Annotated in this window: 18 protein-coding genes and 2 pseudogenes; 8 read left to right on the top strand and 12 right to left on the bottom strand. The window is 58.2% G+C overall.

Annotated features, from left to right (window positions below; genetic code table 11):
* From dapA to CLU84_RS14875, 6 genes and pseudogenes are all read right to left on the bottom strand, one after another.
* A complete protein-coding gene (dapA, locus tag CLU84_RS14895) occupies positions 1-897 on the bottom strand; it encodes a 4-hydroxy-tetrahydrodipicolinate synthase (RefSeq protein WP_099738088.1) in 897 nt (298 codons plus the stop codon).
* A 403-nt stretch (positions 898-1,300) separates the two neighbouring features.
* Positions 1,301-1,540: pseudogene (locus CLU84_RS22710) on the bottom strand (IS3 family transposase); the annotation flags it as partial.
* A gap of 511 nt (positions 1,541-2,051) precedes the next feature.
* Positions 2,052-2,150: pseudogene (locus CLU84_RS22705) on the bottom strand (transposase); the annotation flags it as partial.
* 98 nt (positions 2,151-2,248) lie between these two features.
* A complete protein-coding gene (locus tag CLU84_RS14885; RefSeq protein ID WP_099738087.1) occupies positions 2,249-2,977 on the bottom strand; it encodes an aspartate/glutamate racemase family protein in 729 nt (242 codons plus the stop codon).
* A gap of 17 nt (positions 2,978-2,994) precedes the next feature.
* On the bottom strand, positions 2,995-4,530 hold the full coding sequence (locus tag CLU84_RS14880; protein WP_099738086.1) for an NCS1 family nucleobase:cation symporter-1: 1,536 nt from the start codon (positions 4,528-4,530) through the stop codon (positions 2,995-2,997).
* 1,180 nt (positions 4,531-5,710) lie between these two features.
* Positions 5,711-6,412: a GntR family transcriptional regulator gene (locus tag CLU84_RS14875; protein WP_099738085.1), complete on the bottom strand. Its 702-nt coding sequence runs from the start codon at positions 6,410-6,412 to the stop codon at positions 5,711-5,713.
* A 280-nt stretch (positions 6,413-6,692) separates the two neighbouring features.
* On the opposite strand from CLU84_RS14875, the gene CLU84_RS14870 reads away from it, so the two are divergent.
* Positions 6,693-7,370, top strand: coding sequence for a GntR family transcriptional regulator (locus CLU84_RS14870; protein WP_099739033.1), 678 nt, complete (start codon positions 6,693-6,695; stop codon positions 7,368-7,370).
* Positions 7,367-8,323, top strand: a complete 957-nt coding sequence (puuE, locus tag CLU84_RS14865; protein WP_099738084.1) for an allantoinase PuuE — start codon at positions 7,367-7,369, stop codon at positions 8,321-8,323. Before CLU84_RS14870 ends, puuE begins: the two co-directional genes overlap by 4 nt.
* Before the next feature lie 166 nt (positions 8,324-8,489).
* Here the strand turns inward: puuE and CLU84_RS14860 are convergent, their stop codons facing one another.
* From CLU84_RS14860 to CLU84_RS14850, 4 genes are all read right to left on the bottom strand, one after another.
* Positions 8,490-9,080 carry a bifunctional 2-polyprenyl-6-hydroxyphenol methylase/3-demethylubiquinol 3-O-methyltransferase UbiG gene (locus CLU84_RS14860; RefSeq protein ID WP_199173794.1) on the bottom strand — a complete coding sequence of 197 codons (591 nt, stop codon included), beginning with the start codon at positions 9,078-9,080 and terminating at the stop codon, positions 8,490-8,492.
* A gap of 97 nt (positions 9,081-9,177) precedes the next feature.
* Positions 9,178-9,987, bottom strand: a complete 810-nt coding sequence (locus CLU84_RS14855) for an SDR family oxidoreductase (protein ID WP_099738082.1) — start codon at positions 9,985-9,987, stop codon at positions 9,178-9,180.
* Between the two features lie 43 nt (positions 9,988-10,030).
* The gene (locus CLU84_RS22575; RefSeq protein ID WP_255409127.1) at positions 10,031-10,162 is read right to left on the bottom strand and encodes a hypothetical protein; all 132 of its coding nucleotides are present in this window, start codon (positions 10,160-10,162) and stop codon (positions 10,031-10,033) included.
* Positions 10,163-10,166: 4 nt separating this feature from the next.
* Positions 10,167-11,393 carry an MFS transporter gene (locus CLU84_RS14850; RefSeq protein WP_233210204.1) on the bottom strand — a complete coding sequence of 409 codons (1,227 nt, stop codon included), beginning with the start codon at positions 11,391-11,393 and terminating at the stop codon, positions 10,167-10,169.
* A gap of 402 nt (positions 11,394-11,795) precedes the next feature.
* Between CLU84_RS14850 and CLU84_RS14845 the strand changes: the two genes are divergently transcribed.
* The 3 genes from CLU84_RS14845 to parC are packed head-to-tail and all read left to right on the top strand — an operon-like array spanning position 11,796 to position 17,132.
* Positions 11,796-13,766, top strand: coding sequence for a DNA topoisomerase IV subunit B (locus tag CLU84_RS14845; protein ID WP_099738080.1), 1,971 nt, complete (start codon positions 11,796-11,798; stop codon positions 13,764-13,766).
* 47 nt (positions 13,767-13,813) lie between these two features.
* Positions 13,814-14,701: a lytic transglycosylase domain-containing protein gene (locus CLU84_RS14840; RefSeq protein ID WP_099738079.1), complete on the top strand. Its 888-nt coding sequence runs from the start codon at positions 13,814-13,816 to the stop codon at positions 14,699-14,701.
* A 40-nt stretch (positions 14,702-14,741) separates the two neighbouring features.
* Positions 14,742-17,132, top strand: a complete 2,391-nt coding sequence (gene parC / locus CLU84_RS14835; protein ID WP_099738078.1) for a DNA topoisomerase IV subunit A — start codon at positions 14,742-14,744, stop codon at positions 17,130-17,132.
* A gap of 125 nt (positions 17,133-17,257) precedes the next feature.
* On the opposite strand, the gene pdxY is transcribed toward parC, so the two are convergent.
* The gene (gene pdxY, locus CLU84_RS14830) at positions 17,258-18,142 is read right to left on the bottom strand and encodes a pyridoxal kinase PdxY (protein ID WP_099738077.1); all 885 of its coding nucleotides are present in this window, start codon (positions 18,140-18,142) and stop codon (positions 17,258-17,260) included.
* Positions 18,143-18,183: 41 nt separating this feature from the next.
* Entirely contained in the window at positions 18,184-18,645 is a 462-nt protein-coding gene (locus tag CLU84_RS14825; protein WP_099738076.1) for a RidA family protein, read from the bottom strand.
* Between the two features lie 196 nt (positions 18,646-18,841).
* Between CLU84_RS14825 and CLU84_RS14820 the strand changes: the two genes are divergently transcribed.
* The 3 genes from CLU84_RS14820 (at position 18,842) to CLU84_RS14810 (ending at position 23,917) form a co-directional block, all read left to right on the top strand.
* Positions 18,842-21,322, top strand: coding sequence for a DNA internalization-related competence protein ComEC/Rec2 (locus CLU84_RS14820; protein ID WP_369826866.1), 2,481 nt, complete (start codon positions 18,842-18,844; stop codon positions 21,320-21,322).
* Between the two features lie 169 nt (positions 21,323-21,491).
* The gene (locus CLU84_RS14815) at positions 21,492-22,961 is read left to right on the top strand and encodes a circularly permuted type 2 ATP-grasp protein (RefSeq protein ID WP_099738074.1); all 1,470 of its coding nucleotides are present in this window, start codon (positions 21,492-21,494) and stop codon (positions 22,959-22,961) included.
* Positions 22,961-23,917, top strand: coding sequence for an alpha-E domain-containing protein (locus CLU84_RS14810; protein WP_099738073.1), 957 nt, complete (start codon positions 22,961-22,963; stop codon positions 23,915-23,917). Before CLU84_RS14815 ends, CLU84_RS14810 begins: the two co-directional genes overlap by 1 nt.
* The last annotated feature ends 29 nt before the right edge of the window (positions 23,918-23,946 follow it).

Here is a 23,946-nt window from a genome sequence, read left to right as displayed (position 1 = left end):
TCAGAGAATGCCAACTTTACTGAGAGCACCCTCGACAAGCGCTTCATATTCCTTACTCAAAGGGGTCATGGGCAGGCGCATGGTGGGGGCGCACAAACCCATGCGGGCTGCTGCCCATTTCACCGGAATGGGATTGGCTTCCACAAACAGGCTCTTGTGCAGAGGCATCAGCTTGAACTGGATTTCCATGGCGCGCTTGATATCGCCAGCCATGGCAGCCTTGCACAGCTCGCTCATCAGGCGAGGAGCCACGTTGGCTGTCACGCTGATGTTGCCGTGACCGCCGCACAGCATCAGAGCCACTGCTGTGGGGTCATCGCCGGAGTAAACGCCAAAGCCTGCGGGCACATCACGGATCAGCCACTGAGCGCGCTCGATGTTGCCAGTGGCTTCCTTGATACCGATGATGCCGGGGACCTGAGCCAGACGCAGCACAGTGTCGTGCTGCATGTCTGCGACCGAGCGGCCGGGCACGTTGTAGAGGATCACGGGCAGGTCACCAGTGGCTTCGGCAATGGCCTTGAAGTGCTGGTACTGGCCTTCCTGTGTGGGCTTGTTGTAGTAGGGGACCACCTGCAGCTGGCTGTCTGCGCCAACCGATTTGGCGTATTTGGCCAGCTCAATCGCTTCGTGTGTGCTGTTGGCACCGCAGCCGGCCATGATGGAGACGCGGCCTGCGGCTTGCTCGACGGAGACGCGAATGATTTCGCGGTGCTCTTCAACATTGACGGTGGGCGACTCACCAGTCGTGCCGACCACACCGATGCAGCTGGTGCCTTCGGCCACATGCCAGTCGATGAGTTTGCGCAGCGACGGGTAGTCGACGCTACCGTCTTCGAGCATGGGCGTAATGAGGGCAACAATGCTGCCAGTGAGGGCGACGGAGGGTGATGTCATATCCGCAATCAGAAACGGGAAAAATGAATTCTACAAACAGGGACAGGGTCCCTGCAGTGGTTTACGGTAAACAGTGTCGAGCAAAACTCTGTTTTAGTCAAAGTGTTGCTGATAAATGACGAAGTGACGAAATATTGAATTACCGTGCGTCATATTGGTTGCTTGAAGTGCTGCTTTTTTAGACAGCATGCATGCTTACCGAGGCATCTTGGGCTGCATGCGTAGTCTGCGTCATGCGTTGATGTAACTGCGGCAGTTGAGCTAAGGCTGAAGTTTTGATAGAAAACATGACTATTTCAGCCTCTGGCCTTTTCACCATAAGCGCGAGCAGCTCACTTTTTTAACTTGGCGCTGATGCGAGATGCAGCAAACATCAAGGGGTGGATAAAAGCTTGGACTGGCTTTATGCGGCTAGACCAAATTTTTGCCGGTATTCCACAGGATTTAAACGCACCAGATATGCCTTGATATGTTTTCCGTTATATCAATGAATGTGAGTATCGATAGCTTCAATGAACTGCTCAATCGTTGTTGATCGCCAGTTGCTGAGATAGAGCTGCTTCATTTTCAGCTTCCCCAATAAGCCTTCTTATGCAGCATTGCCTGGCGAGGACCCTTTGCGAGACATCGAGCGAGCCAACCTTCATCATGGTCCTCGAGAGCCATCTTGCCATTGCTAGTGGGAGGTCCTCACTGCAACAGGAATCTGGAACTCAGCAATGTCTGTGAGTCACCTCTCATTGGACGTATCAGCATGGGAGTCATCTGAGATTTAGCGTGAGGTCATCACAGCAGACGCCAACCTAATTACAGCAGCGAAGCTGCTGCCTGTCTTATCGCTCCACATTGCAATGCGCTTGAACTCCTCGCGCTTGCAAAAGAAATTCTCGATCAGGTGCCGCCACTTGTAGACCTCCGTATCAATCGCCCATGGGCTCGCCAATTGGACTTTTGTACAACCACAGCCTAGCAATTCTGTGCCAGCAAGCGTTGCTTGAGCCAGTCTGCATCGAACGCTTTGTCTGCCAGCAACACCTGCAGGCCAATCTTTGCCCAGTAGCACCACGCCTTGGAGGTCGTGCCGTTGGCTTGGTCGCAAAACGAATCGAATCAAATTTCCAAGGGCGTGTGTCAGTGCCAATATCTTTACAGAGGGGCAAGTCTTGCCAAGGGCTACCGGTACGTACGATCCAAAGCACCGCTTCCAAGAACCAGCGGTTGTTGCTGCAGCTTCGGCCTCTGTCTCCAACCTTGCATAAACAATGGGCTCATCTGAGTCCATTGTTTATCTGTCAAAACGTATCGCATCACAGCGCAATGGTGATGGTGTTCTGGGCCCGGGGATCAAATCTCAACAGACCCTAGTGAATGGGAAGCCTGTCACGCGCTTGCTGCGGGGCGGTGCATAGGTTCGGACTTTGGATGTGCTCAGGCCAAGCCGTACCAGTGACTCGGCAATGGTCACGGCAGCTGCGACCCCATCGACCACCGGTACGCCAGTTAGCTTACGGATCTTGGCATCCAGCTCGGCCATACCTCCACAACCGAGGCAAATGACTTCCGCGTGGTCTTCACTGACGGCAAGGCTTGCTTGGCGAACAATCGCTTCAACTGCGCGGTCAGGTTGTGTCTCTAACTCTAGTACGGCCATTCCGCTGGCACGTACTGATGCGCAGCGCTTGTCCAGACCCGCTAACTTGAGTCGATCCTCAATCAATGGCACGGCGCGATCCAGCGTCGTGACCACTGAGTACTTGTGACCCAGGAACATGGCCACGGACGCTGCCGCTTCGGTGATGTCCACCACGGGGACGTTCAGTAACTCTTGCAGTCCCTCACGCCCATGTTCGCCGTAGCCGGCTTGAATGACTGCATCAAAGGGTTGGTCGTAGCTCATCACTGCATCCATAACTCCGACCGCGGCGAGATAGCTTTCAAAATTTCCTTCAACGGATTCGGCCCCAAAACGAGGGGTCAACGCGACTATCTCGGTACCTGGCGCCGCCACTTTCTGAGCTTGCATGCCAATGGCATGGGTCATCGACTCAGTGGTATTCACGTTCACGATCAAAATGCGCATGATTTTTAGCTTTCTTTTCAGTGTTTGGCAGAAGCTACGGATATAGCCTCGCCATCCCGGTCTTCGTAGGTGAGGCCTTTAGGTGCAACCATCCAATAAAACAGGGCACCAAGCCCGGCAGCGATGAACCAGGAGAACTGGGACAGTGATTGCAGCGTCGGCAGGAATGCAAAGAGCAAGGCGATCAGGGAGGACGGAATCAGAGCCTGAATTGCCTTGGGGTTGATGCCATTGCGGTAGTGATAGGGGCCAGCAGGGTCGTGTGTATAAAGCGCAGGCACGTTCACACGTTGTTTACGGATTAGCCAATAGTCGGCCATCACGATGCCGAAAAGTGGCCCCAGAAATGAACCCAGTCCTCCCAAGAAGTAGACGATGACCACCGGGGAGTTGTAGAGGTTCCAGGGCAGGATCACGAAACCAAGCACTGCACTGACAAGTGCTGCCCGACGGAAATTCAGATGTCTGGGCATGAGGTTTGCCAACGCTAGAGCCGGAGCCACGAAATTTGCCATCAGGTTCACGGCAATAGTCAAGATCAGCAGTGAAAGACTGGCCAGAATCAGCAGTGGCTTGTTTGGGATGTTCTGAACGATGTCTATCGGGCTTTTAATCAGAGTGCCATCGATAGCAAGCTGGCCTCCTGTCAAGATGACCACGATCAAACCGAAGATCAGCATATTGATGGGGATACCCCAGAAATTGCCTTTCACGACGGCGCTGCGTGAGGTCGCTGCGCGTGTGAAATCGCAGAAATTCAGTACAAAGGTGCCGTAGATCGCAACCCATAATGAAGCTGCGCCCAGAATTTGCAGCCACTTGTCTCTGCCACTGCTCGCAAATGGAGCGGACCAATGCAAGGTCCATTTGGCGCTGTAAAAAACCCATACTGCCAGGGCAATCAGCGTGAACAGAATTACAGGTCCTGCAAAAGCCTCGTACTTTCGAATACTCTCCATGCCCCAGCAGGCAATGAGCACCTGTACAATCCACAAAATAGAGAAGCTAATCCAGCCCAGCACCGGCAAGCCTAGTAAGACTTGTTCTCTTAGCGACTCCAAGCCCGGAAACAGCGTGATCAGCATCACATCCAGCACCATTGATGCTAGGTAGGTCTGGATGCCAAACCAGGCAATGGCGACCCCACCGCGGATCAATGCTGGAATTTGCGCACCGCGAGTACCGAAGCTGATGCGACTCATCACAGGAAAAGGTATCCCAGTACGGGTGCCCATAAAGCCCGAGAGAGACAGCAGTACGAACAGAAATGCTGCACCCAGCATTAGAGCTATCAGAATCTCGTGACCCCCGAGTCCGAGTGTGAAAAGACCAATGGCAAAGGCGTAATTGCCAAGGCTGTGCACATCGTTAGCCCAAAGAGTAAAGAGGCTGTAGCTCCCCCAAGTGCGTGCCTGTTTTGAGATGGGGGCCAAATCGTGGTTGTATAGCGCCGGAGAAACCCCGGTCGGCAAACCTTTATCTCGCTTTGGGCTGGCAGCGTTAGCACCCGAAGCTAATGACTCGCCATGCGTGTCCAGTACTAGGTCATTCATATGTCGCCTTCCATCAGGGTGCACCGTGGAGCCCCTTTGCCATGGCCTCATTTCGGCTAAGTAGGTCATGTTTATCGTTAACGGCTGCAGGCGTTGTAGGCCTGCAGTCATGTTTTGCCGCTGAAGCGCTGTGATGCCTATGAAGTGAATCTAATCCGCCTCAAGAGCATCTGCTCCAGCTAGCTCGATCAGCAAAGCTTTGAACACATCACTGACATGCATGCAATGTATACAAGGCATGAACTCAAGACGCTAGTAAGAACCCTTGTTCGATTGAGCAGGGTTGTCGTTTCGATGCAATCTTGAGATGAGGTGACAAACGCCCAGAACTAGGCACAGCAAGCTCTGGCGTGCATTTCCGCTCAGAGTGAGTGTCGGAACCTACGCTTTGATCATGGCTGTTTTGCGCAGATATCTATCTATGAACATGCCCACAAGCTCTGCTACAAAAGCTGGGTTGGGGTGTGCACAGCTGGGCCATAGAGACCAACAAGGTCGCGTACTGAAATCGGCACCGCGGACACTGCTGGGCTGCCGTAAGCTGACATTCAAGCTGAGCCCTTCTCAGGAATTTCAGTACGTCAATAAGCAATCAGCGCAGGCGCTTCTGCTTCCTTGAGATCAAGTGTGATTCAGGGTAGACCGTGACAGCGATTTTTACGAAGGGCTGGAACCGCTGAAAGATCAGGGCGTGGCAGGTTCAAGAAGGCAAGAGCCTCGCGTAACTTGCATAGATGGCGGATTGCGCGCGCTGATCTTCTTTGGTCTGTATTGGCGATGAGATGTGCAGCCGTTGCATTGCATCGACCGGTTGAATCAGCCGCAAACGCTACCGGTTACGGCTTACGGACTGCACAGTAGTAACCGGCACAGGTAGCAAGCGCAACAGTAATACCAAACCAATGGCTTCGCGATGAAGCTAATGTTGACGTTCCTCAACGGTGGAGGTGGAGCCTGCGCACTGCATGAAGCCTCCCAGGGTTCCAAGCCTTTGGGATTAAAGCCAGTAACAACACTGGCTTGGACGCCCGAGCGCTTCAATGGCTTGCATCCACGCTGAAGGCGGTAGCCTCAAACTGCTCGCAAGGACTTCTTGGTCGTTTTCGAAATGATGGGGGAAGATTTGGTCAAAGGCATCAGGCAGTTAAACCTGTTTGAAGTCCGCAGAGGACTGACATGTCTAACTATCTGAAGACGAGTCTTCAGGAGCCAAAATGGAGCGGAGTCGATTGCGTGCTCCGCGACGGCCAATCAGACTTTCATCAAGGCGTGATGCCAATGCATCAATGTGATCGATCATTAATTGTTCGGCCCGCAAATTGTCTCCACCTGCCAGCGCCTCAACAATGGCTGCGTGATCGTCGTTGAAGACCCTGGCCTCAGTTTTCGATTGATATAGATCTGAAATCAGAGTCGTTCGCGCAGAGAGATCGACCATCATAGAAGTCAAAAACCTATTGCCGAGACACTCTGCTAAGCAAATATGAAAGTCAGCCAACAGCCAACTGCGAGCTTCTGCATCGCCACTGGTAATGGCTTTACGCTCTTCAGCGATGTGCTTGCGTAGGCGCTTCAGTGTTGTTTGCAAGGGTTTGCCGGCGTCACGTAGCATGCCCGGCTCAACGACACGCCTCGCTGCATAGGTTTCTTGAGCCTCCTCAAACGAAGGCTCTGCAACATACCAGCCCACCCGAGAACGGACCTCCACAAACCCGCGGGTCTGCAAGTGCATCAATGCCTCGCGGACCAAGGTTCGACTAACTTGAAATAAGTCCGCAATGTCCTGTTCACCAAGCTTCTCTCCCGGACGAAGCTTGGCAGTCAGGATCGACTCTATGAGACGCTCGGCGATCTTGGTTTTGGTGATAACTGGAGTACTCATTCAATGGATTTTATGCGACCGTGTTATGACTAAGTCGTTGGTCTTAGGTGTGGAGGAGTTCGCCCACGTCAGTGATAGACCCTCACAAACATTGAGCGGCAGGCATCATGTTGCCGCTAGCTGAAGGAGAAGAGTAAGTTAATTATGCTGAGTGGGCTATCTAACGATCTACTTCTGACAATTACCTCAATGAACTTCGAATAGTTCTTAAGGGAGAACACCTACTTTTCCTTAATTAATGTTGTATACAAGCGTTGAGTTCAAGATTTATGATGAAGCAATGGAAACTTCGCTCACTTGCTTTATTGCCGAAAGCCTTACCAAAGCAATTGTTGAACATCGACTGATGCCTGGCACCAAACTGTCGGAGCAGAAACTGGCTAATCACTTTGGCGTTTCTCGCACCCTGGTTCGCCAAGCTTTGTTTCAGGCGTCACAGAACAGACTGATCAAGCTAGAACCCACGCGTGGCGCCTTTGTGGCCACACCCTCGATGGAGGAGGCACGCCAAGTCTTTGCCGTTCGTCGCATGCTTGAAGTTGAAATGGTGCGCAATTTTGCCGCGCAGCAGGACCTCTCCAGACTGTTGAAACTCAAAGCGCATGTTGCGGCCGAAAAAAAGGCCATGGATGCCGAAGACGTTGGCCAGCGCACCGAGCTGCTGGGCGACTTTCACGTGCGCATGGCCGAGCTGATGGGCAACGAAGTGCTGGCACAACTGCTGGGGGAGCTGATTTCACGCTGCGCCTTGATTACGCTGATGTACCAGTCTGCATCGGCGGCCGAGCATTCGCACGAAGAGCACTCCGACATCGTCACCGCTCTGGCGGCAGGCGATGCCGAACATGCGGTGCTGTTGATGCAGCAGCACCTGGACCACGTGGAAGCAGGCCTGACCTTTGACCGCGATCTGCCAACGAACGATTTGTCGATGGCACTTTCATCTGTATCCCTATGATTTACGATTCCACCGCCTCCTACCCCCGCGACCTGATTGGTTATGGCCGCAACACGCCGCATCCGCAATGGCCCGGCAAAGCCCGCGTGGCTGTGCAGTTCGTTCTGAACTACGAAGAAGGCGGTGAGAACCACGTGCTGCACGGCGACCCCGGCAGCGAGCAGTTCCTGTCGGAGATGTTCAATCCGGCCAGCTACCCCGACCGCCACATGAGCATGGACGGCATCTATGAATACGGCTCACGCGTCGGCGTGTGGCGCATCCTGCGCGAATTTGAAAAGCGCGGCCTGCCCCTGACCGTGTTCGGCGTTGCCACGGCCCTGCAAAAGCACCGCGAGCTGGCTCAGGCCTTTGACGAGCTGGGTCACGAAGTGGCCTGCCATGGTCTGAAGTGGATTCACTATCAGAACGTGCCCGAAGAGATCGAGCGCGCCCATCTGCAGCAATGCGTGGAAATTTTTGAAGAGCTGTACGGCCATGACGGCGACCACGGCCTGGGCTGGTACACCGGCCGTGACAGCCCCAACAGCCACCGCCTGGTGGCCGATACTGGCCGCTTCACTTACGACAGCGACTACTACGGCGAAGACCTGCCCTTCTGGATGAAGGTTGCCAAGACCGATGGCAGCACCCGTAACCAGCTGATCGTGCCTTACACGCTGGACTGCAACGACATGCGCTTTGCCCTGCCCCAGGGTTACTCGTATGCCGATCCTTTCTACCAGTACCTGAAGGACACGTTCGATGTCCTGTATGCCGAAGGCAGCGCCAACGGCGACAACGCCCCCAAGATGATGAGCATCGGCATGCACTGCCGCCTGCTTGGCCGTCCCGGCCGTATTACAGCGCTGCAGCGCTTCCTCGATCACATTCAGAAGCACGACAACGTGTGGGTGTGCCGCCGTATTGATTTGGCTCGCCACTGGGCTGAGCGTTTCCCAGCAGGGAACTAAGGTCAGCCAATGCGATGCATTGCTTTAAGGGTGCTGTTGCATAAATCCGGTCGATATTGAGTTTCACCTGACCCCGACATGGACTTGCAGATGACACTGACCGGGCCAAACCCAGCTGCTGAAGTCCGGCCCCTGCCAAGCAGCCGCGCGTAGTAGCGCATGGTGGTCAGCTTTGCAGAGGGAAGGCCGTGGTTGCCGCAGAGTCAGCAGGCTTGATGGCGGCAATGCGCTGCACCACACGGTCGGGCTGGTACAGCACGCCATGCTCATAGGCGACGATGGACCAGCCAGCACAGACTTGCAGCAGCTCGCCGGAGACCAGCAAAAAATCCGGGCGCGATGGCTTGCCGTAGGCCTCATTGCCCTGACCAAAGGTTTCATACAGCAGCACGCCGCCAGGTTTGACGCTGGCCAGAATCTGCGGCCAAAGTGGGCGCCAGAGGTAGTTGGTGATGACCACGCCGTCGAAACTGCGGTCCGCCAGCGGCCAGGGGCCGTTTTCAATATCAGCGGTGATGGTTTCTGCGATGTCTGCTATGGATTGCGTAGCTTCTTGCGATTTATCTACGCTGGTTAGAGCATGATTTGCTTCAAAAAAATAGCGGGTGTGGCGACCCATGCCGCAGGCTAGATCCAGCACCGTGCCTTGCGGGCGTAACAGATGGGCGAAGCGGGTAATCCATGCGGAAGGCGCTTGCGCGCCGTGGGCAGCGGTTGTTGAGGGCAGGGGCATTGTGCTGGGCTGAGCACCAGGCATCGCGTCGGGTGTTGTGCAAGTCATCTTGCAAAAACTATAGCAGCGCCGCGCGGCAAGGGGCTGACAGGGGCTGTTGATGCAATCCGCCAGGTTGGGTTCAATGCGGCTTCACATCGTCTTTGAGCGCGGCCAGCGCCATGTTCTCAACTAGGCCGGGCGCAATCAGTTTGAGGAAGCGGCCTAGCTTGCCCTTGTCCATCACCACCTCGCGCTGGCGCTGGTTCATGCCGTGGATGATGAGGCGCGCACATTCTTGCACCGACATGGCTTTGTCTTCCTTCAGGCCGCTGACGCCTGCGGCCACGCCCTTAGCGTTGTAGCCTCGGTTGCGAATCTGCGTGGCCACCACGCCGGGGTAGGCCGTGGTGACGCTCACGCCTGCGGGTTTGAGTTCGGCGCGCAGTGCTTCAAAAAAACCGGTCATGGCAAATTTGCTGGCGCTGTAGGCCGTGCGGCCCGGTACACCGATCAGCCCGGCCAGCGATGACACGGCGACGACGCTCCCCTTGCTGGCCTTGAGATACGGCAGTGCCGCATGGGTGCACCACACACTGCCCCAGAGGTTGATGCGCATCAGCTGCTCGTACCAGTTCAGGTCTTGGGCGCTGACATCTTCCAGCAAAGCATGGGCTGAGATGCCGGCGTTATTGATCAACACATCGATGCCGTCAAAGCGGCGCACGGCTTCTGCAATCAGCGTGCGGCACTGGGCTTCGACAGAGACATCGGTGGGTTGCACCAGCACCTGCGCGCCATGCGCCTCGCACTGGCGGGCCACGGCTTGCAGATTGCCTGCATTGCGCGCGGCCAGTGTCAGTTGCAGCTGGCTTTGATGGGTTTGCGCAAGCTGGAGGGCGATCTCAGCACCAATGCCGTCAGACGCGCCGGTAATCACAATACGGTGCATGCTCTCTCCCGGCCTGACTGCGGGGCCGGGTGGCACCCAAAGCTCAGAAGCAGGCCCAGACTTGGTCAGCCAGTGTGAGCATGAATTGCGGTTGCAGATACAGGGCAAACACGGCCAGCAGAACCGCCAGAATGGCGGCCCAGATGAGGATGCGTTGCCAGAGGTTGATCTGCATGGCTTCAGGCGGCATTGGCCGTGCTGGGGCGCGCAATGGCACTTTCGCGAACCGGCAGGTTGACCAGGGCGGCAAAGATGCCCAGCCCAATCGAGATGTACCAGACCATGTCGTAGTTGCCGTTGATGTCATACAGATAGCCGCCCAGCCACACGCCCAGAAAGCTGCCGATCTGATGGCTGAAGAACACAAAACCGCCCAGCATTGACAGGTGCTGCACGCCAAAAATCTGGGCGATGGTGGCATTGGTCAGAGGCACGGTAGACAGCCACAAAAAGCCCATGGCCGCGCAGAAAATGTAGACCGACCAGGGCGACAGCGGAGCCAGCAAAAAGCAGACCGTGGCCACCGAGCGAAGGCTGTAAATGCCCGACAGCAGGTAGCGCTTGGGCATCTTCTGGCCCAGGTTGCCTGCCAGATAGGTGCCAAAGATATTGAACAGACCCACCAGCGCCAGAGAGTAGCTGGCCACATGCGGCGCCATGCCGAAGTCCTTGAGGTAGCTGGGCATGTGCACGCCAATGAACATGACCTGAAAGCCGCAGACAAAGTAGCCTGCCATCAGCAGCAAAAAGCTGGGGTAAGACCAAGCCTCTTTCAGCGCCTGCCCCACGGTCTGATCGCGCTTGATGGGCGTGCCGCTGCTAAAGCCAGGCTCACGCAGGCCAAAGGCCAGACCGGCAATCAGCAGGGCGAACACCGCCAGGACCAGCAAAGCGTTAGACCAGCCGAACTGCGCAATCAGCCCGCCCTCCACAGGCACCATGAAAAACTGACCAAACGAACCCGCTGCCGCCGTCACGCCCATGGCCCAGCTGCGCTGTGCAACCGGAATCTGCCGCCCCAGCACGCCGTAGATAACGGCATAGGTGGTGCCGGCCTGCGCCGCACCGATCAGTACCCCGGCAGTGAGCAAAAATATCGTACTGGTGGGCGACAGCGCCATGCCGACCAGACCCAGCGCATACAGAATAGAGCCGCCAATCAGCACCTTGAAGGCACCGATGCGGTCGGCCAGAATGCCGACAAAAATACCCAAAATGCCCCATGACAGGTTTTGCACGGCAATGGCCAGCGAGAAGCTTTCGCGCGTCCAGCCCATATCCTGCGTGATGGGTTGCAGCCACAGGCCAAAGCCATGGCGTATGCCCATGGAAAGGGTGACGATGGCACCACCGCACAGAAGAATCTGCGCCATGGACAGCGATGGTTGTGTTGTCTTTGTTGTCATACCGTGCGTGCGGAAAAGCGTGTCAGTACTCGACTTTAACGAAACAACTGCTTTTGCGCGTACGCTGGCCGTCGCCTGCGCGGCAGGCTCACTTGCCGGAATGCGAGAGCGGGGGCTTGGATGTCTGCTCTGAGAAGTGGCGGGAAGTGCCCGATAGCGTTAGGGTTGATTAAAAAGTGAGCGCTTTGCGCTTGTTATTCATAGCTTTCAGAATTGAATGGCTTTGGAATCCATTGAATACAGGCGCTGTAAGCTATTGTTTTGATGAGGTTTATAGTGCTCTCTCTGCAAGCAAAAACACATGCCAAAGACAGTTGTTCTGGCTTTGTGCAAGAGTATTGGGAGTAAACAACTGTGAATTTATCCAGCGTTGATCTGGAGAGGCCACTACAATCCGCCCCCATGGCAGTCAAACCGTCCAACGAATATTCCGAAGGCTCGATCCGCGTTCTCAAGGGTCTGGAGCCTGTTAAACAGCGACCCGGCATGTACACGCGTACCGACAACCCCCTGCATGTATTGCAGGAGGTGCTCGATAACGCGGCCGATGAGGCGCTTGCCGGTTACGGCAAAAAGATCAAGTTCACCATACACGCCGACGGCTCATACAGCGTGGAAGACGACGGTCGCGGCATTCCCTTTGGCATGCACCCTGAAGAAAATGCACCCGTGGTGGAGCTGGTCTTCACGCGTCTGCACGCAGGTGGCAAGTTCGACAAGGGCAATGGCGGGGCTTACAGCTTCTCCGGCGGCCTGCACGGCGTGGGCGTCTCGGTGACCAATGCGCTGGCTACCCGCCTTGAAGTGGCGGTGCACCGCGATGGTCAGGTCGCCACGCTGGTGTTTTCGGCTGGTGATGTGATCGAGCCGCTGCAGATTCGTGATCTGCAGCCCGGCGAGCGCAAGCATGGCACCACCGTGCGCGCCTGGCCTGATGCCAAATACTTTGAATCTTCGGCCCTGCCCATGGGTGAGCTGGTGCATTTGCTGCGCAGCAAAGCCGTGCTCATGCCCGGCGTGGCCGTTACGCTGGTCAATGAAAAGACGCGCGATACGCAAACTTGGCAATTCAAGGGCGGTCTGCGTGACTATCTGGCGCAAAGCCTGCATGGCGAGCCCGTCATTCCCTTGTTTGAGGGCGAGGGCTTTGCCGACAAAAACAACGACAGCTTTGCCGAAGGCGAAGGCGCCGCATGGTGCGTGGCCTTTACCGAAGACGGCTCGCCGCTGCGCGAAAGCTATGTCAATCTGATCCCCACCACCGCTGGCGGCACGCATGACAGCGGCCTGCGCGATGGTCTGTTTCAGGCCGTCAAAGCCTTTATCGACATGCATTCGCTGCTGCCCAAGGGTGTCAAGCTCATGCCTGACGACGTGTTTGCCCGCGCCAGCTATGTGCTCAACACCAAGGTGCTGGACCCGCAGTTTCAGGGCCAGATCAAGGAGCGCCTGAACTCGCGCGATGCCGTGCGTCTGGTCTCGGGCTTTGTGCGCCCGGTGCTGGAGCTCTGGCTGAACGAGCATGTGGACTGGGGCAAAAAGCTGGCCGAGATTGCCATTAAAGCCGCCCAGACCCGCCAGAAAGCGGGCCAGAAGGTTGAGAAGCGCAAAGGCAGCGGCGTGGCTGTGCTGCCCGGCAAGCTGACCGACTGCGAAAGCAAGGACATCAGCGTCAACGAAGTGTTTCTGGTCGAGGGTGACTCTGCTGGCGGCAGCGCCAAGATGGGGCGCGACAAGGAAACTCAGGCGATCCTGCCGCTGCGCGGCAAGGTGCTCAACACCTGGGAAGTGGACCGCGACCGCCTGTTTGCCAATAACGAAATTCACGATATTTCGGTGGCGATTGGTGTGGACCCGCATGGCCCCAATGACGAGCCCGACCTGACTGGCCTGCGCTACGGCAAGATTTGCATCTTGAGTGATGCGGACGTGGACGGCTCTCATATTCAGGTGCTGCTGCTCACGCTGTTCTTCAAACATTTCCCCAAGCTCATCGAAGCCGGTCACATTCATGTGGCCCTGCCTCCGCTGTTCCGTGTGGATGTGCCTGCGCGTGGCAAAAAGCCCGCCATCAAGGTCTATGCGCTGGATGCAGGCGAGCTGGAAGCTATTATCGAAAAGTGCGCCAAAGATGGCGTGCCCCGCGAGAAATGCCAGGTCAGCCGCTTTAAGGGGCTGGGCGAGATGAATGCCGAGCAGCTGTGGGAAACCACGCTCAATCCCGACACACGCCGCATGCCCGCAGTGCAGTTCATGCACCTGGACTTTGCCGAGGCTGCAGCCGTCGTCACCAAGCTCATGGGCAAGGGCGAAGCCGCCGCCCGCCGCGAGTTGATGGAACTGCACGGCGACGCCGTGGAGATCGACATCTGAGCAAGGCAGGCGTCACGCCCAGTCTTCTGCGGTCACTGGATTAAGTCATGTCAAATTTCCTGTTCTGTACTCAGCAACAGCCTTCGCAGAAAAGCGGCAGGCTGGTGCGTTTGCGCACTGGTGTTCGTCTGGCCGGTGCGCAGTTGTTACTGGCTGGCGCTGGCTGGCTGGCGTTTGCACCGGCGGCGCATGCCGATCTGTGGGCGTATGTGGATGAGTTTGGTATCACCCACTTTGCAGCCGAAGCGCTGGATGAACGCTACAAGTTGTTTTTCAAGGGTGAGCGCTATGACAGCACTCAGCCTGGCCTGCGCCCCGATACCGCTGCGCAGGGCCTGACCGCCCGCACCCGTATGCAGAGCTTTTTTGAAGTGTCGCCGCGCTACAAAAGCGTCAGGCCGCACCTGCAAAAAGCCGCAGAAAGAACGGGCGTGGAATATGAGTTGCTGAAGGCCGTGATTGCGGTGGAGTCTGGCTTTGACCCCGGCGCCATCTCGCCCAAGGGGGCGGTAGGCCTGATGCAGTTGATGCCCGCCACGGCCGAACGCTTTGGCGTGGCCGCCAGCAAAAGCCGCAGCATGCAGGAGCAGCTGGCCGACCCTGCCGTGAATATCCCCGCAGGCGCCCGCTACCTTAGCTACCTGATGAAGTTGTTCCCTGAACGACTCGATCTGGTGCTGGCTGCCTATAACGCAGGTGAAGGTGCGGTGCAGAAGTTTGGCAAGGCCATTCCGCCCTATAAAGAAACGATGAATTACGTCAAGGCGGTCACGGGCATCTATGAGCAGTTGCAGGCGGGCAAGCCGCTGAGCGGCCGAGCGTCACCTGTGACAACTGCTCGCACTGGAGTCTCCGCATCGGCAGGCTCTGGCAGCTCGCGCATTCGCATGACTTTGCCGGGGGCTGTTTCAGCCCCGGACGTACGCATACCGTGATTCGCCGCACAGGCGATATTTGGAAAATTACTGAGAATTCATGAGCGATCAAACCACACCGGATTTGTCTCTTCAAGCCGCTGGCGATGTCCTGGACCTGGGTCAATACGCACAGCGCGCCTATCTTGAATACGCTTTGTCGGTCGTCAAAGGCCGTGCCTTGCCCGATGTCTGCGACGGCCTGAAACCCGTGCAGCGCCGCATTCTCTATGCGATGGATCGCATGGGCCTGAGCTATAGCGGCAACAACGGCAACACGGCGGCCAAGCCCGTCAAAAGCGCCCGCGTGGTGGGCGATGTGCTGGGCCGTTTTCATCCGCACGGCGACCAGTCTGCCTACGATGCACTGGTGCGCATGGCGCAGGACTTCAACCAGCGCTACCCGCTGGTCGACGGCCAAGGCAACTTCGGCAGCCGCGACGGTGACGGCGCAGCCGCCATGCGTTACACCGAAGCGCGACTGTCCAAAATTACCAGCCTGCTGCTCGACGAAATCGACATGGGCACGGTGGACTTTGTGCCCAACTATGACGGCAGCACGCAAGAGCCAAGGCAGTTGCCAGCTCGCCTGCCGTTTTCGCTGCTCAATGGCGCCAGCGGCATTGCCGTGGGCTTGGCCACTGAAATCCCCAGCCACAACTTGGTGGAAGTGGCTGCGGCCTGCGTGAGCCTGATCAAAAAGCCCAACCTCAGCGAAGAAGAGTTGCTGGCGATGATTCCCGGCCCCGACTATCCGGGCGGTGGCCAGATCATTTCTTCCAGCAGCGATATTGCCGATGCCTACCGCACCGGTCGCGGCAGCCTCAAGGTGCGCGCGCGCTGGAAGATTGAAGAGCTGGCACGCGGCCAGTGGCAACTGGTGGTGACAGAGCTGCCCCCTGGCGTTTCGACCCAGAAGGTGCTCGAAGAGATCGAGGACATCACCAACCCCAAGGTCAAGACCGGCAAGAAGACGCTGACGCAGGAACAGACCCAGCTCAAGGCCAGCATGCTGGCCGTGCTCGACTGTGTGCGCGACGAGTCGAGCAAGGATGCGCCAGTGCGCATCGTGTTCGAGCCCAAGACCGGCAAGGTTCCGCAATCCGAGCTGATTACGGCGCTGCTGGCCCACACCAGCCTCGAATCATCGAGCTCCATCAACCTGACCAGCATTGGTCTGGATGGTCGCCCCGTGCAGAAGTCGCTGCGCCAGATGCTGGAGGAGTGGATTGCCTTCCGCTTCCAGACGGTTACGCGCCGCAGCCAGCACCGTCTGGCCAAGGTACTGGACCGCATCCATATTCTGGAAGGCCGTCAGGCCGTTCTGCTCAATATTGATCAGGTCATCGCCATCATTCGCGCCAGCGATGAGCCCAAGCAGGCGCTGATTGAAGAGTTCAAACTCTCCGATCGTCAGGCCGAGGACATTCTTGAAATTCGCCTGCGCCAATTGGCGCGCCTTGAGGCGATCAAGATCGAGCAAGAGCTCAAAGAGCTGCGCACCGAGCAGGGCAAGCTGGATGATATCCTGGGCAGCGAAGCCACCATGCGCCGCCTGATCTGCAAGGAAATCGAGACCGATTCCAAAACCTTTGGCGATGCACGCCGAACGCTGATTCACGAGGAAAAGAAGGTCGTGGCCGAGGTCAAGGTGGTGGATGAACCCACCACGGTCATCATTTCCGACAAGGGCTGGGTGCGCACGCGTCAAGGCCACGGCGTGGATGCCGCCACTCTCAGCTTCAAAGCGGGCGACAGCCTGCTCGGCACATTTGAATGCCGCACGGTCGATCAACTGCTGGCCTTTGGCAGCAACGGCCGTGTGTACTCGGTGCCGGTGTCGGCCCTGCCGGGCGGGCGCGGTGATGGTCAGCCTGTCACCACGCTGATCGAGCTGGAAGCAGGCACTCAGCTGCTCTACTACTTTGCGGGTGCTGAAAGCACGCAGCTGCTGCTGTCGGGCTCGGGCGCTTACGGCTTTATGGCTGCAGTGGGCGACATGCTCTCACGTCAGAAAGCGGGCAAGGCCTTTGTCACGCTGGGCGAAGGCGAGACTTTGTGCGCTCCATCCGTCGTGCACGGCGTGCCCATGAATGCACGAGCTGAATATGAAGAAGGTGGCGAGCAGGCCGCTGGTCTGCTTAACCCCGCCACGCATGTGATTTGCGCATCGGTAGGCGGGCGCATTCTGACGTTCGAGATTGGCGAGATCAAAGCCATGCCAAAGGGTGGTCGCGGCCTCATGCTTATCAGTCTGGAAGATAAGGACACCCTGGCCGGAGCTGCAGCCTACACGCGCAGCATTCGCCTGGATGGCATTGGTCGTGGTGGCAAGGCGCGTACCGAGACGCTGGAAATTCGCAGCCTCAATAACGCCCGTGGCAACCGTGGCCGCAAGGGCAAGGCAGCAGACCTGGGCTTCAAGCCGCAGAGCGTGACGCGCGTGGAATAAGCTGCGTTAAGCGTACAAAAACCAAAGCCGCATCAGATTTAACTGGTGCGGCTTTTTGTTTTAGGGGTGGGTTTGGGTAGGGGCTGAGGTCGACAGCCGAACTCAGTCTTTCACCTTGCCTAAATTTACGCCTCAGCCACAGCCACTGCAGCAAATATCTCCACAGGCTTAGTAATCTGCTCGCGACAGGCGACCAGAGGCAAATCCCGTTGCCCCGCCTCGGTGCGAGAGACCAGGGCGTAGAGGCTGCTGACCGCGCGCGAGACGGCGTCGGGGATGGGCTTGTCCTGAATCAGGTGGCCCAGCAGCACTGCGGCAAACACATCGCCCATGCCATTGGGCAGAGGGTGCAGGTCGACATAGGGCGTTTGCACCAGCCAGGCCTTGTCAGCGGTCACGGCGAGTGTGGCCAGTTGATCGGTGGGCAGGCCGTCGGTGCGCAGGCTGGTGATGACAATCAATGCGGACTGGCTGTCATGCATTTGCCTGAGCATGCTGCGTGCAGCCTGTGTGGCAGCCTGCACGGTGGTCAGAGGACCGCCGCAGAGCAGTTCAAACTCGTAATGATTGGGTGTGATGACGCTGGCTTGCGACAGCGCGCGCTTGCGCAAGAATTCGGGGATGCCGGGGCGCACGAAGACGCCGCGCCCCACATCGCCCATGACCGGGTCGCACAGGTAATGGGCCTTGGGCTGCGAGGCCCGCACTTCCTGCACGGCGGCCAAAATCGCTTCGCCCACACCGGCATCGCCCAGATAGCCGGAAAGCACGGCGGTGCAGCGCTCCAGCACGCCACGTGCGCGCAGACCGTCCAGCACGTCCTGCACATGGGCGGGAGTGAAGACCTGACCTTTGAATTCGCCATAACCCGTGTGGTTGGAGAACTGCACGGTGTGCACGGCCACGGGCTCTATGCCCAGCAGCTGCAGCGGCAGCATGGCCGCGTCATTGCCCACATGGCCGTAGGCGACGTGGGATTGAATGCTCAGAACCAGAGGGGGCGTAGTCATATAGGTCAGAGGTCAGGCGCAGTGGCGGTGGGGGGAACTATTTAGTCAGCGAGTTCGGCGATCAATTCGATTTCAACGCAGCAGCCCATGGGGATCTGTGCCACGCCGAAGGCGCTGCGGGCGTGCTTGCCTGCTTCGCCAAAGACTTGAGCCAGCAGCTCGCTGCAGCCATTGGTGACCAGATGCTGGTCGGTGTAGCTGGTGGTGGAGTTGACCAGGCTCATGACCTTGACGATGCGCTTGACGCGGCTCAGGTCGCCATCGCAGGCGTGTTGCAGCGTACCCAGCAGATCGATAGCCACGGCGCGGGCGGCCAGCTTGCCTTCTTCGGTTGTGATGTTCTCGCCCAGCTTGCCTACCCAGGGCTGACCGTTTTGCTTGGCGATATGACCGCTGAGGAAGACCAGATTGCCGGACTTCATATAGGGCAGGTAAGCGGCGGCGGGGATGGCCACTTCGGGCAGGGTGATGTTCAGGGCTTTGAGTGTGTCGTTGATGCTCATGACGGACTCCAGAAGTGAGGCAATAGTGCGGGAATGAAAGACTGATGAGTTTGACACAGCGATTGCACCCCGACGATCTTTTGAATTGATAGCTGCTATCGCAATACAGATGGGCGTTTGAGCCGGTTTTAATGCTGAACACAGGGCAGGGATTGCCGCAGTTCTGGCAAGTGTGCGCCGCCCCTAGCATGGCAAGGTGCAGCCAAAATCCCCACCGCCCATTCAGCGTTCGCGCCTTTCATGGCTTGCGCCGCTATGGGGCTGCGTGCTGGGTGCTGCGTGGCAGGTCACGCAGGCGCAGCTGTGGGGCTTGTGGGTCTATCAAGGCTTGCTGGTGCTGGGCTTGCTGATATTGTTGATGGCCAAGCCATTGCGGCGCAGGCCGCTGCTGTGCTGGTTGCTGCTGATGTGGGCTGCAGCCTGCTGCGTGGCCGGGGTCACAGGATGGCGTGCCCATGCTTATCTGGCGCAGACCTTGCCCAAGCCGCTGGAGGCGGTTGATTTGCAGGTGGAGGGCACGATTGCATCCATGCTGCAAACCACTAGCAACGGGCAGCGCTGGCGTTTTGCCGTGGATGCCGCTCCGCCCGGTGTGCCGCCTTTGATAGAGCTGGCCTGGTATGGCCCTTACGGAAAAGAGCTGGACAGCAGCCAGCCCCTGATTCCCCCATGGGCGCAGGGCGTAGCGTTGAACCCCGGCCAGCGCTGGCGGCTGACGGTTCGCATCAAACGCCCGCACGGAGCACGCAACCCCCATGGTTTTGACTATGAGCTGCAAGCGTGGGAGCAGGGCGTTCAGGCCACAGGCTATGTGCGTGAGCAAGCGCAGCAGCAATTGCTGGCGGTGACAGGGCAATACCCGCTGCAGCGCTGTCGCCAGTGGCTGCGCGATCGTATTCAGGCCCAGTCGCCGCGCTTGCAGACATGGCTTTCGGGTGTAGCACCAGAGCGCCAGCTAGCGGCTCTGGGCGTGGCGGCGGCGCTGGCGGTGGGCGACCAGCAGGCGATTGACCGCAAGGACTGGGCGATGTTCCGCCAGACAGGGGTCTCTCATTTGATGAGCATCTCGGGCCTGCACATCACCATGTTTGCGTGGCTGGCGGCCTTGGTGGTGGGGCGCTTGTGGCGCTGCAGCGCATGGACTTGCCGCATTTTTCCGGCTCCGCATGTGGCTTTGCTGGCGGGTGTAGCGCTGGCGACAGCCTATGCATTGTTCAGTGGCTGGGGGCTGCCCGCGCAGCGCACGGTCTGCATGCTGGCGGTGGTGGCGCTGCTGCAGATGCTGGGTGCGCGCTGGCCTTGGCCCTGCGTGTGGCTGCTGGCGCTGGCCGTCGTGGTGGTGCTGGATCCGTGGGCGCTTTGGCAAGCAGGATTTTGGCTGAGCTTTGTGGCGGTGGGTGTGCTGCTTGCTTCTAATTCAATAGCTGCTGGCGCTTATGGTGAAAGCGCTACAGGCCGATTTCTCTCAAAATTTTATGCCCTGTGGCGTGAGCAGTGGCTGATCTCTCTGGCACTGGCACCGCTGGGGTTGCTGCTGTTCGGGCAGGTCTCCATCGTTGGCTTGCTGGCCAATCTGATTGCCATTCCATGGGTGACTCTGGTGGTCACGCCGCTGGCTTTGCTGGCGGCTTTGGTGCCTGTGGCGGCGGCTGGCGCTGCGCTGGCCATGCTGCCTTTGATGCGTTTACTGCAATGGCTGGCCGAGCTGCCCTGGGCCGTATGGGCCTTGCCCCAGCCGGCATGGTGGGCCAGTGTGCTGGCGATTGCAGCGGGCTTGTTGCTCATCGCGCCTTTGCCTGCGCGGCTTCGGCTGGTGGCGACCTTGTTCGCACTGCCTGCATTGCTCTGGCCACAGGCTTGGCCGAATGTGGGTGAATTTGAGCTGCAGGCCGTGGATATAGGGCAGGGCAATGCGGTCATCGTCAGTACGGCAAGGCATAGACTTCTGTATGACGCCGGGCCGCAATACAGCCGCCAAAGCGATGCAGGCGAGCGCGTAATTGCTCCTTTACTGGCTGCGCAGGGAATGCACCTGGACGTGATGATGCTCAGCCACCGCGACAGCGACCACACGGGCGGCGCACTGGCTGTTAAAGCCGCACAGCCGCAGGTGCAAATCTGGGGATCGGACTCGGTGATTAACGACCCGCTGCTGGCAGCCCTGGCCCCTGTGCAGCGCTGCACCCAAGGCCAGCACTGGCAGTGGGATGGTGTGACGTTTGAAGTGCTGCACCCGCCCGAAGGCGATGCATTGTTGAACGGGCGTAAGCCTCAGCCCAACTTTGGCAGCTGCGTGCTGCGCATACGCTCGGCCAGCGGCCGTGTGGCTTTGCTGGCTGGCGATATTGAGGCGGCGCAGGAGCAATTGCTTTTGCAGACCCGTGTGATGGACCCCGTGGACTGGCTGCTGGTGCCGCACCATGGCAGCAAGACTTCCTCGACCGAGGCGTGGGTCAAGGCACTGCACCCGCATTGGGGCGTGGTACAGGCAGGCTATCTGAATCGCTTTGGTCACCCGGTGGCGGCAGTGGTGGAGCGCTACGAGACAGCGGGTAGCCAGCTGGTGTTGCAGGACCGCTGCGGCGCCGCACTTTGGCAGTCTGATCGTCCTGCTGATTTGCAATGCGAGCGGCAGGTCCGGGCGCATTATTGGGATGTGCATTACCCGCCACCTTGAGGCAGCGCTGAAACTGGCATGAGGCTTGCATGGCTGCAATGTCACTCTGTAGGTGGATGCAGGTATGCGGAATCTGCTGGTCTTCGCCAGTTTTTGGGTGGGCGCAGGGTGGCTAAACTGAAACAAGCGGCTCGCATGCGTGAGCCGTGCCAGAAATAGAGAGGACAGAATGCGCACATTCGATGAGATGTATCTGAACTCGCCCGCCGAAGGTGGCGCCGTGCGAGACCACTATCTGGACTATGCGCAGTGGCTGGGCAAGCAATCGCAGGAGTATCTGCGCGCCCGCAGTGCCGAGGCCGAAATCGTGTTCCGCCGCGTGGGCATAACCTTTGCGGTCTATGGCGACAAGGACGAAAGCGGCGCAGGCACGGAGCGCCTGATTCCCTTTGACCTGATTCCCCGCATCATTCCCGCTCATGAGTGGGAGAGCATGCAGGCGGGGCTGGCGCAGCGCGTCAAGGCGCTGAACTGCTTTATCCGCGATGCCTATCACGGGCAAGAGATGGTCAAGGCAGGCCTCATTCCGCATGAGCTGGTGGGCGGCAACAGCCAGTACCGGCCTGAGATGGAAGGCATTCAGGTCCCCAACGATGTCTACGCCAATATTGCTGGCATCGACATCGTGCGTGCGCCTGATGCAGACGGCAACGGCGTCTATTACGTGCTGGAAGACAATCTGCGTGTGCCCTCAGGCGTCTCTTACATGCTGGAAAACCGCCGCATGACCATGCGTCTGTTCCCCGATCTGTTCAGCAAGCATTCTGTAGCACCGGTGGCCCATTACCCCGACATGCTGCTGGACACCTTGCGCGCCAGCGCGCCGTCTGGCGCTTTGGAGCCCACGGTGGTGGTGCTGACGCCCGGCATGCACAACAGCGCTTACTTTGAACACGCTTTTCTGGCCCAGCAAATGGGTGTGGAGCTGGTTGAGGGGCAAGACTTGGTGGTGGAAAAAGACATTGTCTATATGCGCACCACGCAAGGCCTGCAGCGGGTTGATGTGATCTACCGTCGTGTGGATGATGATTTTCTGGACCCCGAAGTCTTCCGCCCCACATCCACGCTGGGCTGCAAGGGCCTGATGCGCGCTTACCGTGCGGGCAACGTCAATATCTGCAACGCCGTGGGCACGGGGCTGGCCGACGATAAATCGGTCTACCCCTATGTGCCTGAGATGATTCGCTTTTATCTGAAGGAAGAGCCGATTCTGCAGAACGTGCCCACCTGGCTGTGCCGCAAGCAGGAAGATCTGAAGTACGTGCTTGACCACCTGCATGAGCTGGTGGTCAAGGAGGTGCACGGCGCTGGCGGCTACGGCATGTTGATTGGCCCGACGGCCACAACCGCCGAGATTGAAGCCTTCCGCCGCGTGCTGGTGGGCAACCCCAGCAACTACATTGCTCAGCCCACGTTGAGCCTGTCTACCTGCCCGACCATGGTGAATAAAGGCATGGCACCGCGCCATATCGACCTGCGGCCTTTTGTGCTGACGGGCACTGAGGTCAACATGGTGGCGGGCGGCCTCACGCGGGTGGCGCTCAAGGAAGGCTCGCTGGTGGTGAACTCCTCTCAAGGCGGTGGAACCAAAGACACCTGGGTGCTGGAAAATCAAGACGATCCAAAGGGAGGTCGCTGATGCTGTCACGTACCGCAGACCATTTGTACTGGATGTCCCGCTACACCGAGCGGGCCGAGAACACCGCGCGCATGCTCAGCGTGGCCTATGAAACTGCCATGCTGCCGCAGGCCATTCATGATGCGCATCGCGGCTGGCAAAGCGTGTTGTCCATCAGCGAATTGATACCGGCTTTCAAGGCCCAGTATCCGGTGGTGGATCGTGAATCCGTGCTGCAGTTCATGGTGACGGATGAGGCCAATCCGTCTTCCATCTTCGCCTGCCTGAAAGCAGCGAGAGAGAACGCGCGTGCCGTGCGCGGTGCGCTGACGACTGAGTCGTGGGAGACGCAAAACCAGACCTGGCTGGCGCTGCAGCGCAACTACTCGCAAGATGCCTGGCAGAAGGACCCTGCGCAGTTTTTCGAGTGGGTCAAGTACCGCTCGCACCTGTGGCGCGGCGTGTCGCTTGGCACCATGCTCAAGGATGAAGCCCTGCACTTTGTGCGGCTGGGCACGTTTGTAGAACGGGCCGACAACACGGCGCGGCTGCTGGATGTGAAGTTCCACTCTATCGAGCGCGACTACCACGGCATGCCGCGTGGCCGTGCGCTGATGAATTTTGATTTCTACCACTGGAGCGCCTTGCTGCGCAGCGTCTCGGCCTTCGAGGTTTACCGCAAGGTCTACCGCGATGTGATTACGCCCGAACGTGTGGCCGAGCTGCTGATGCTGCGCGCCGACATGCCGCGATCATTGCTGGCCAGCATGCATGAGGTGGTGAAGAACCTTGAGCGCGTCAGCAACGACCACTCGCAGGAAACCCAGCGCAAGGCTGGTCGTCTGTTGGCAGATCTGCAATATGGTCGTATCGACGAAATTCTGACCACTGGCCTGCACGCCTATCTGACGCAGTTTCTGGACCGGGTTAATGATCTGGGCTCAGGCATCAGTCGCGACTTCTTGTTGCCGAGTTGAAGCGCATAAATGCGATAACTGTAGACAAC

The organism is Comamonas sp. 26, from assembly GCF_002754475.1.
In the GTDB taxonomy this organism is placed as follows: Bacteria; Pseudomonadota; Gammaproteobacteria; order Burkholderiales; family Burkholderiaceae_C; genus Comamonas.
The sequence above is the reverse complement of the archived record's forward strand: the minus strand, read 5'-3'. Positions and strand labels throughout refer to the sequence as shown.

Coding starts and splice junctions, on each gene's coding strand:
- CLU84_RS14810 (WP_099738073.1), top strand. CDS start 22,961: ATGCTGTCACGTACCGCAGACCATTTGTACTGGATGTCCCGCTACACC.
- CLU84_RS14855 (WP_099738082.1), bottom strand. CDS start 9,987: ATGCACCGTATTGTGATTACCGGCGCGTCTGACGGCATTGGTGCTGAG.
- dapA (WP_099738088.1), bottom strand. CDS start 897: ATGACATCACCCTCCGTCGCCCTCACTGGCAGCATTGTTGCCCTCATT.
- puuE (WP_099738084.1), top strand. CDS start 7,367: ATGATTTACGATTCCACCGCCTCCTACCCCCGCGACCTGATTGGTTAT.
- CLU84_RS22575 (WP_255409127.1), bottom strand. CDS start 10,162: ATGCAGATCAACCTCTGGCAACGCATCCTCATCTGGGCCGCCATTCTG.
- CLU84_RS14840 (WP_099738079.1), top strand. CDS start 13,814: ATGTCAAATTTCCTGTTCTGTACTCAGCAACAGCCTTCGCAGAAAAGC.
- CLU84_RS14815 (WP_099738074.1), top strand. CDS start 21,492: ATGCGCACATTCGATGAGATGTATCTGAACTCGCCCGCCGAAGGTGGC.
- CLU84_RS14880 (WP_099738086.1), bottom strand. CDS start 4,530: ATGAATGACCTAGTACTGGACACGCATGGCGAGTCATTAGCTTCGGGT.
- parC (WP_099738078.1), top strand. CDS start 14,742: ATGAGCGATCAAACCACACCGGATTTGTCTCTTCAAGCCGCTGGCGAT.
- CLU84_RS14885 (WP_099738087.1), bottom strand. CDS start 2,977: ATGCGCATTTTGATCGTGAACGTGAATACCACTGAGTCGATGACCCAT.
- CLU84_RS14850 (WP_233210204.1), bottom strand. CDS start 11,393: ATGACAACAAAGACAACACAACCATCGCTGTCCATGGCGCAGATTCTT.
- CLU84_RS14860 (WP_199173794.1), bottom strand. CDS start 9,080: ATGCCTGGTGCTCAGCCCAGCACAATGCCCCTGCCCTCAACAACCGCT.
- CLU84_RS14845 (WP_099738080.1), top strand. CDS start 11,796: ATGGCAGTCAAACCGTCCAACGAATATTCCGAAGGCTCGATCCGCGTT.
- CLU84_RS14870 (WP_099739033.1), top strand. CDS start 6,693: ATGGAAACTTCGCTCACTTGCTTTATTGCCGAAAGCCTTACCAAAGCA.
- CLU84_RS14875 (WP_099738085.1), bottom strand. CDS start 6,412: ATGAGTACTCCAGTTATCACCAAAACCAAGATCGCCGAGCGTCTCATA.
- pdxY (WP_099738077.1), bottom strand. CDS start 18,142: ATGACTACGCCCCCTCTGGTTCTGAGCATTCAATCCCACGTCGCCTAC.
- CLU84_RS14825 (WP_099738076.1), bottom strand. CDS start 18,645: ATGAGCATCAACGACACACTCAAAGCCCTGAACATCACCCTGCCCGAA.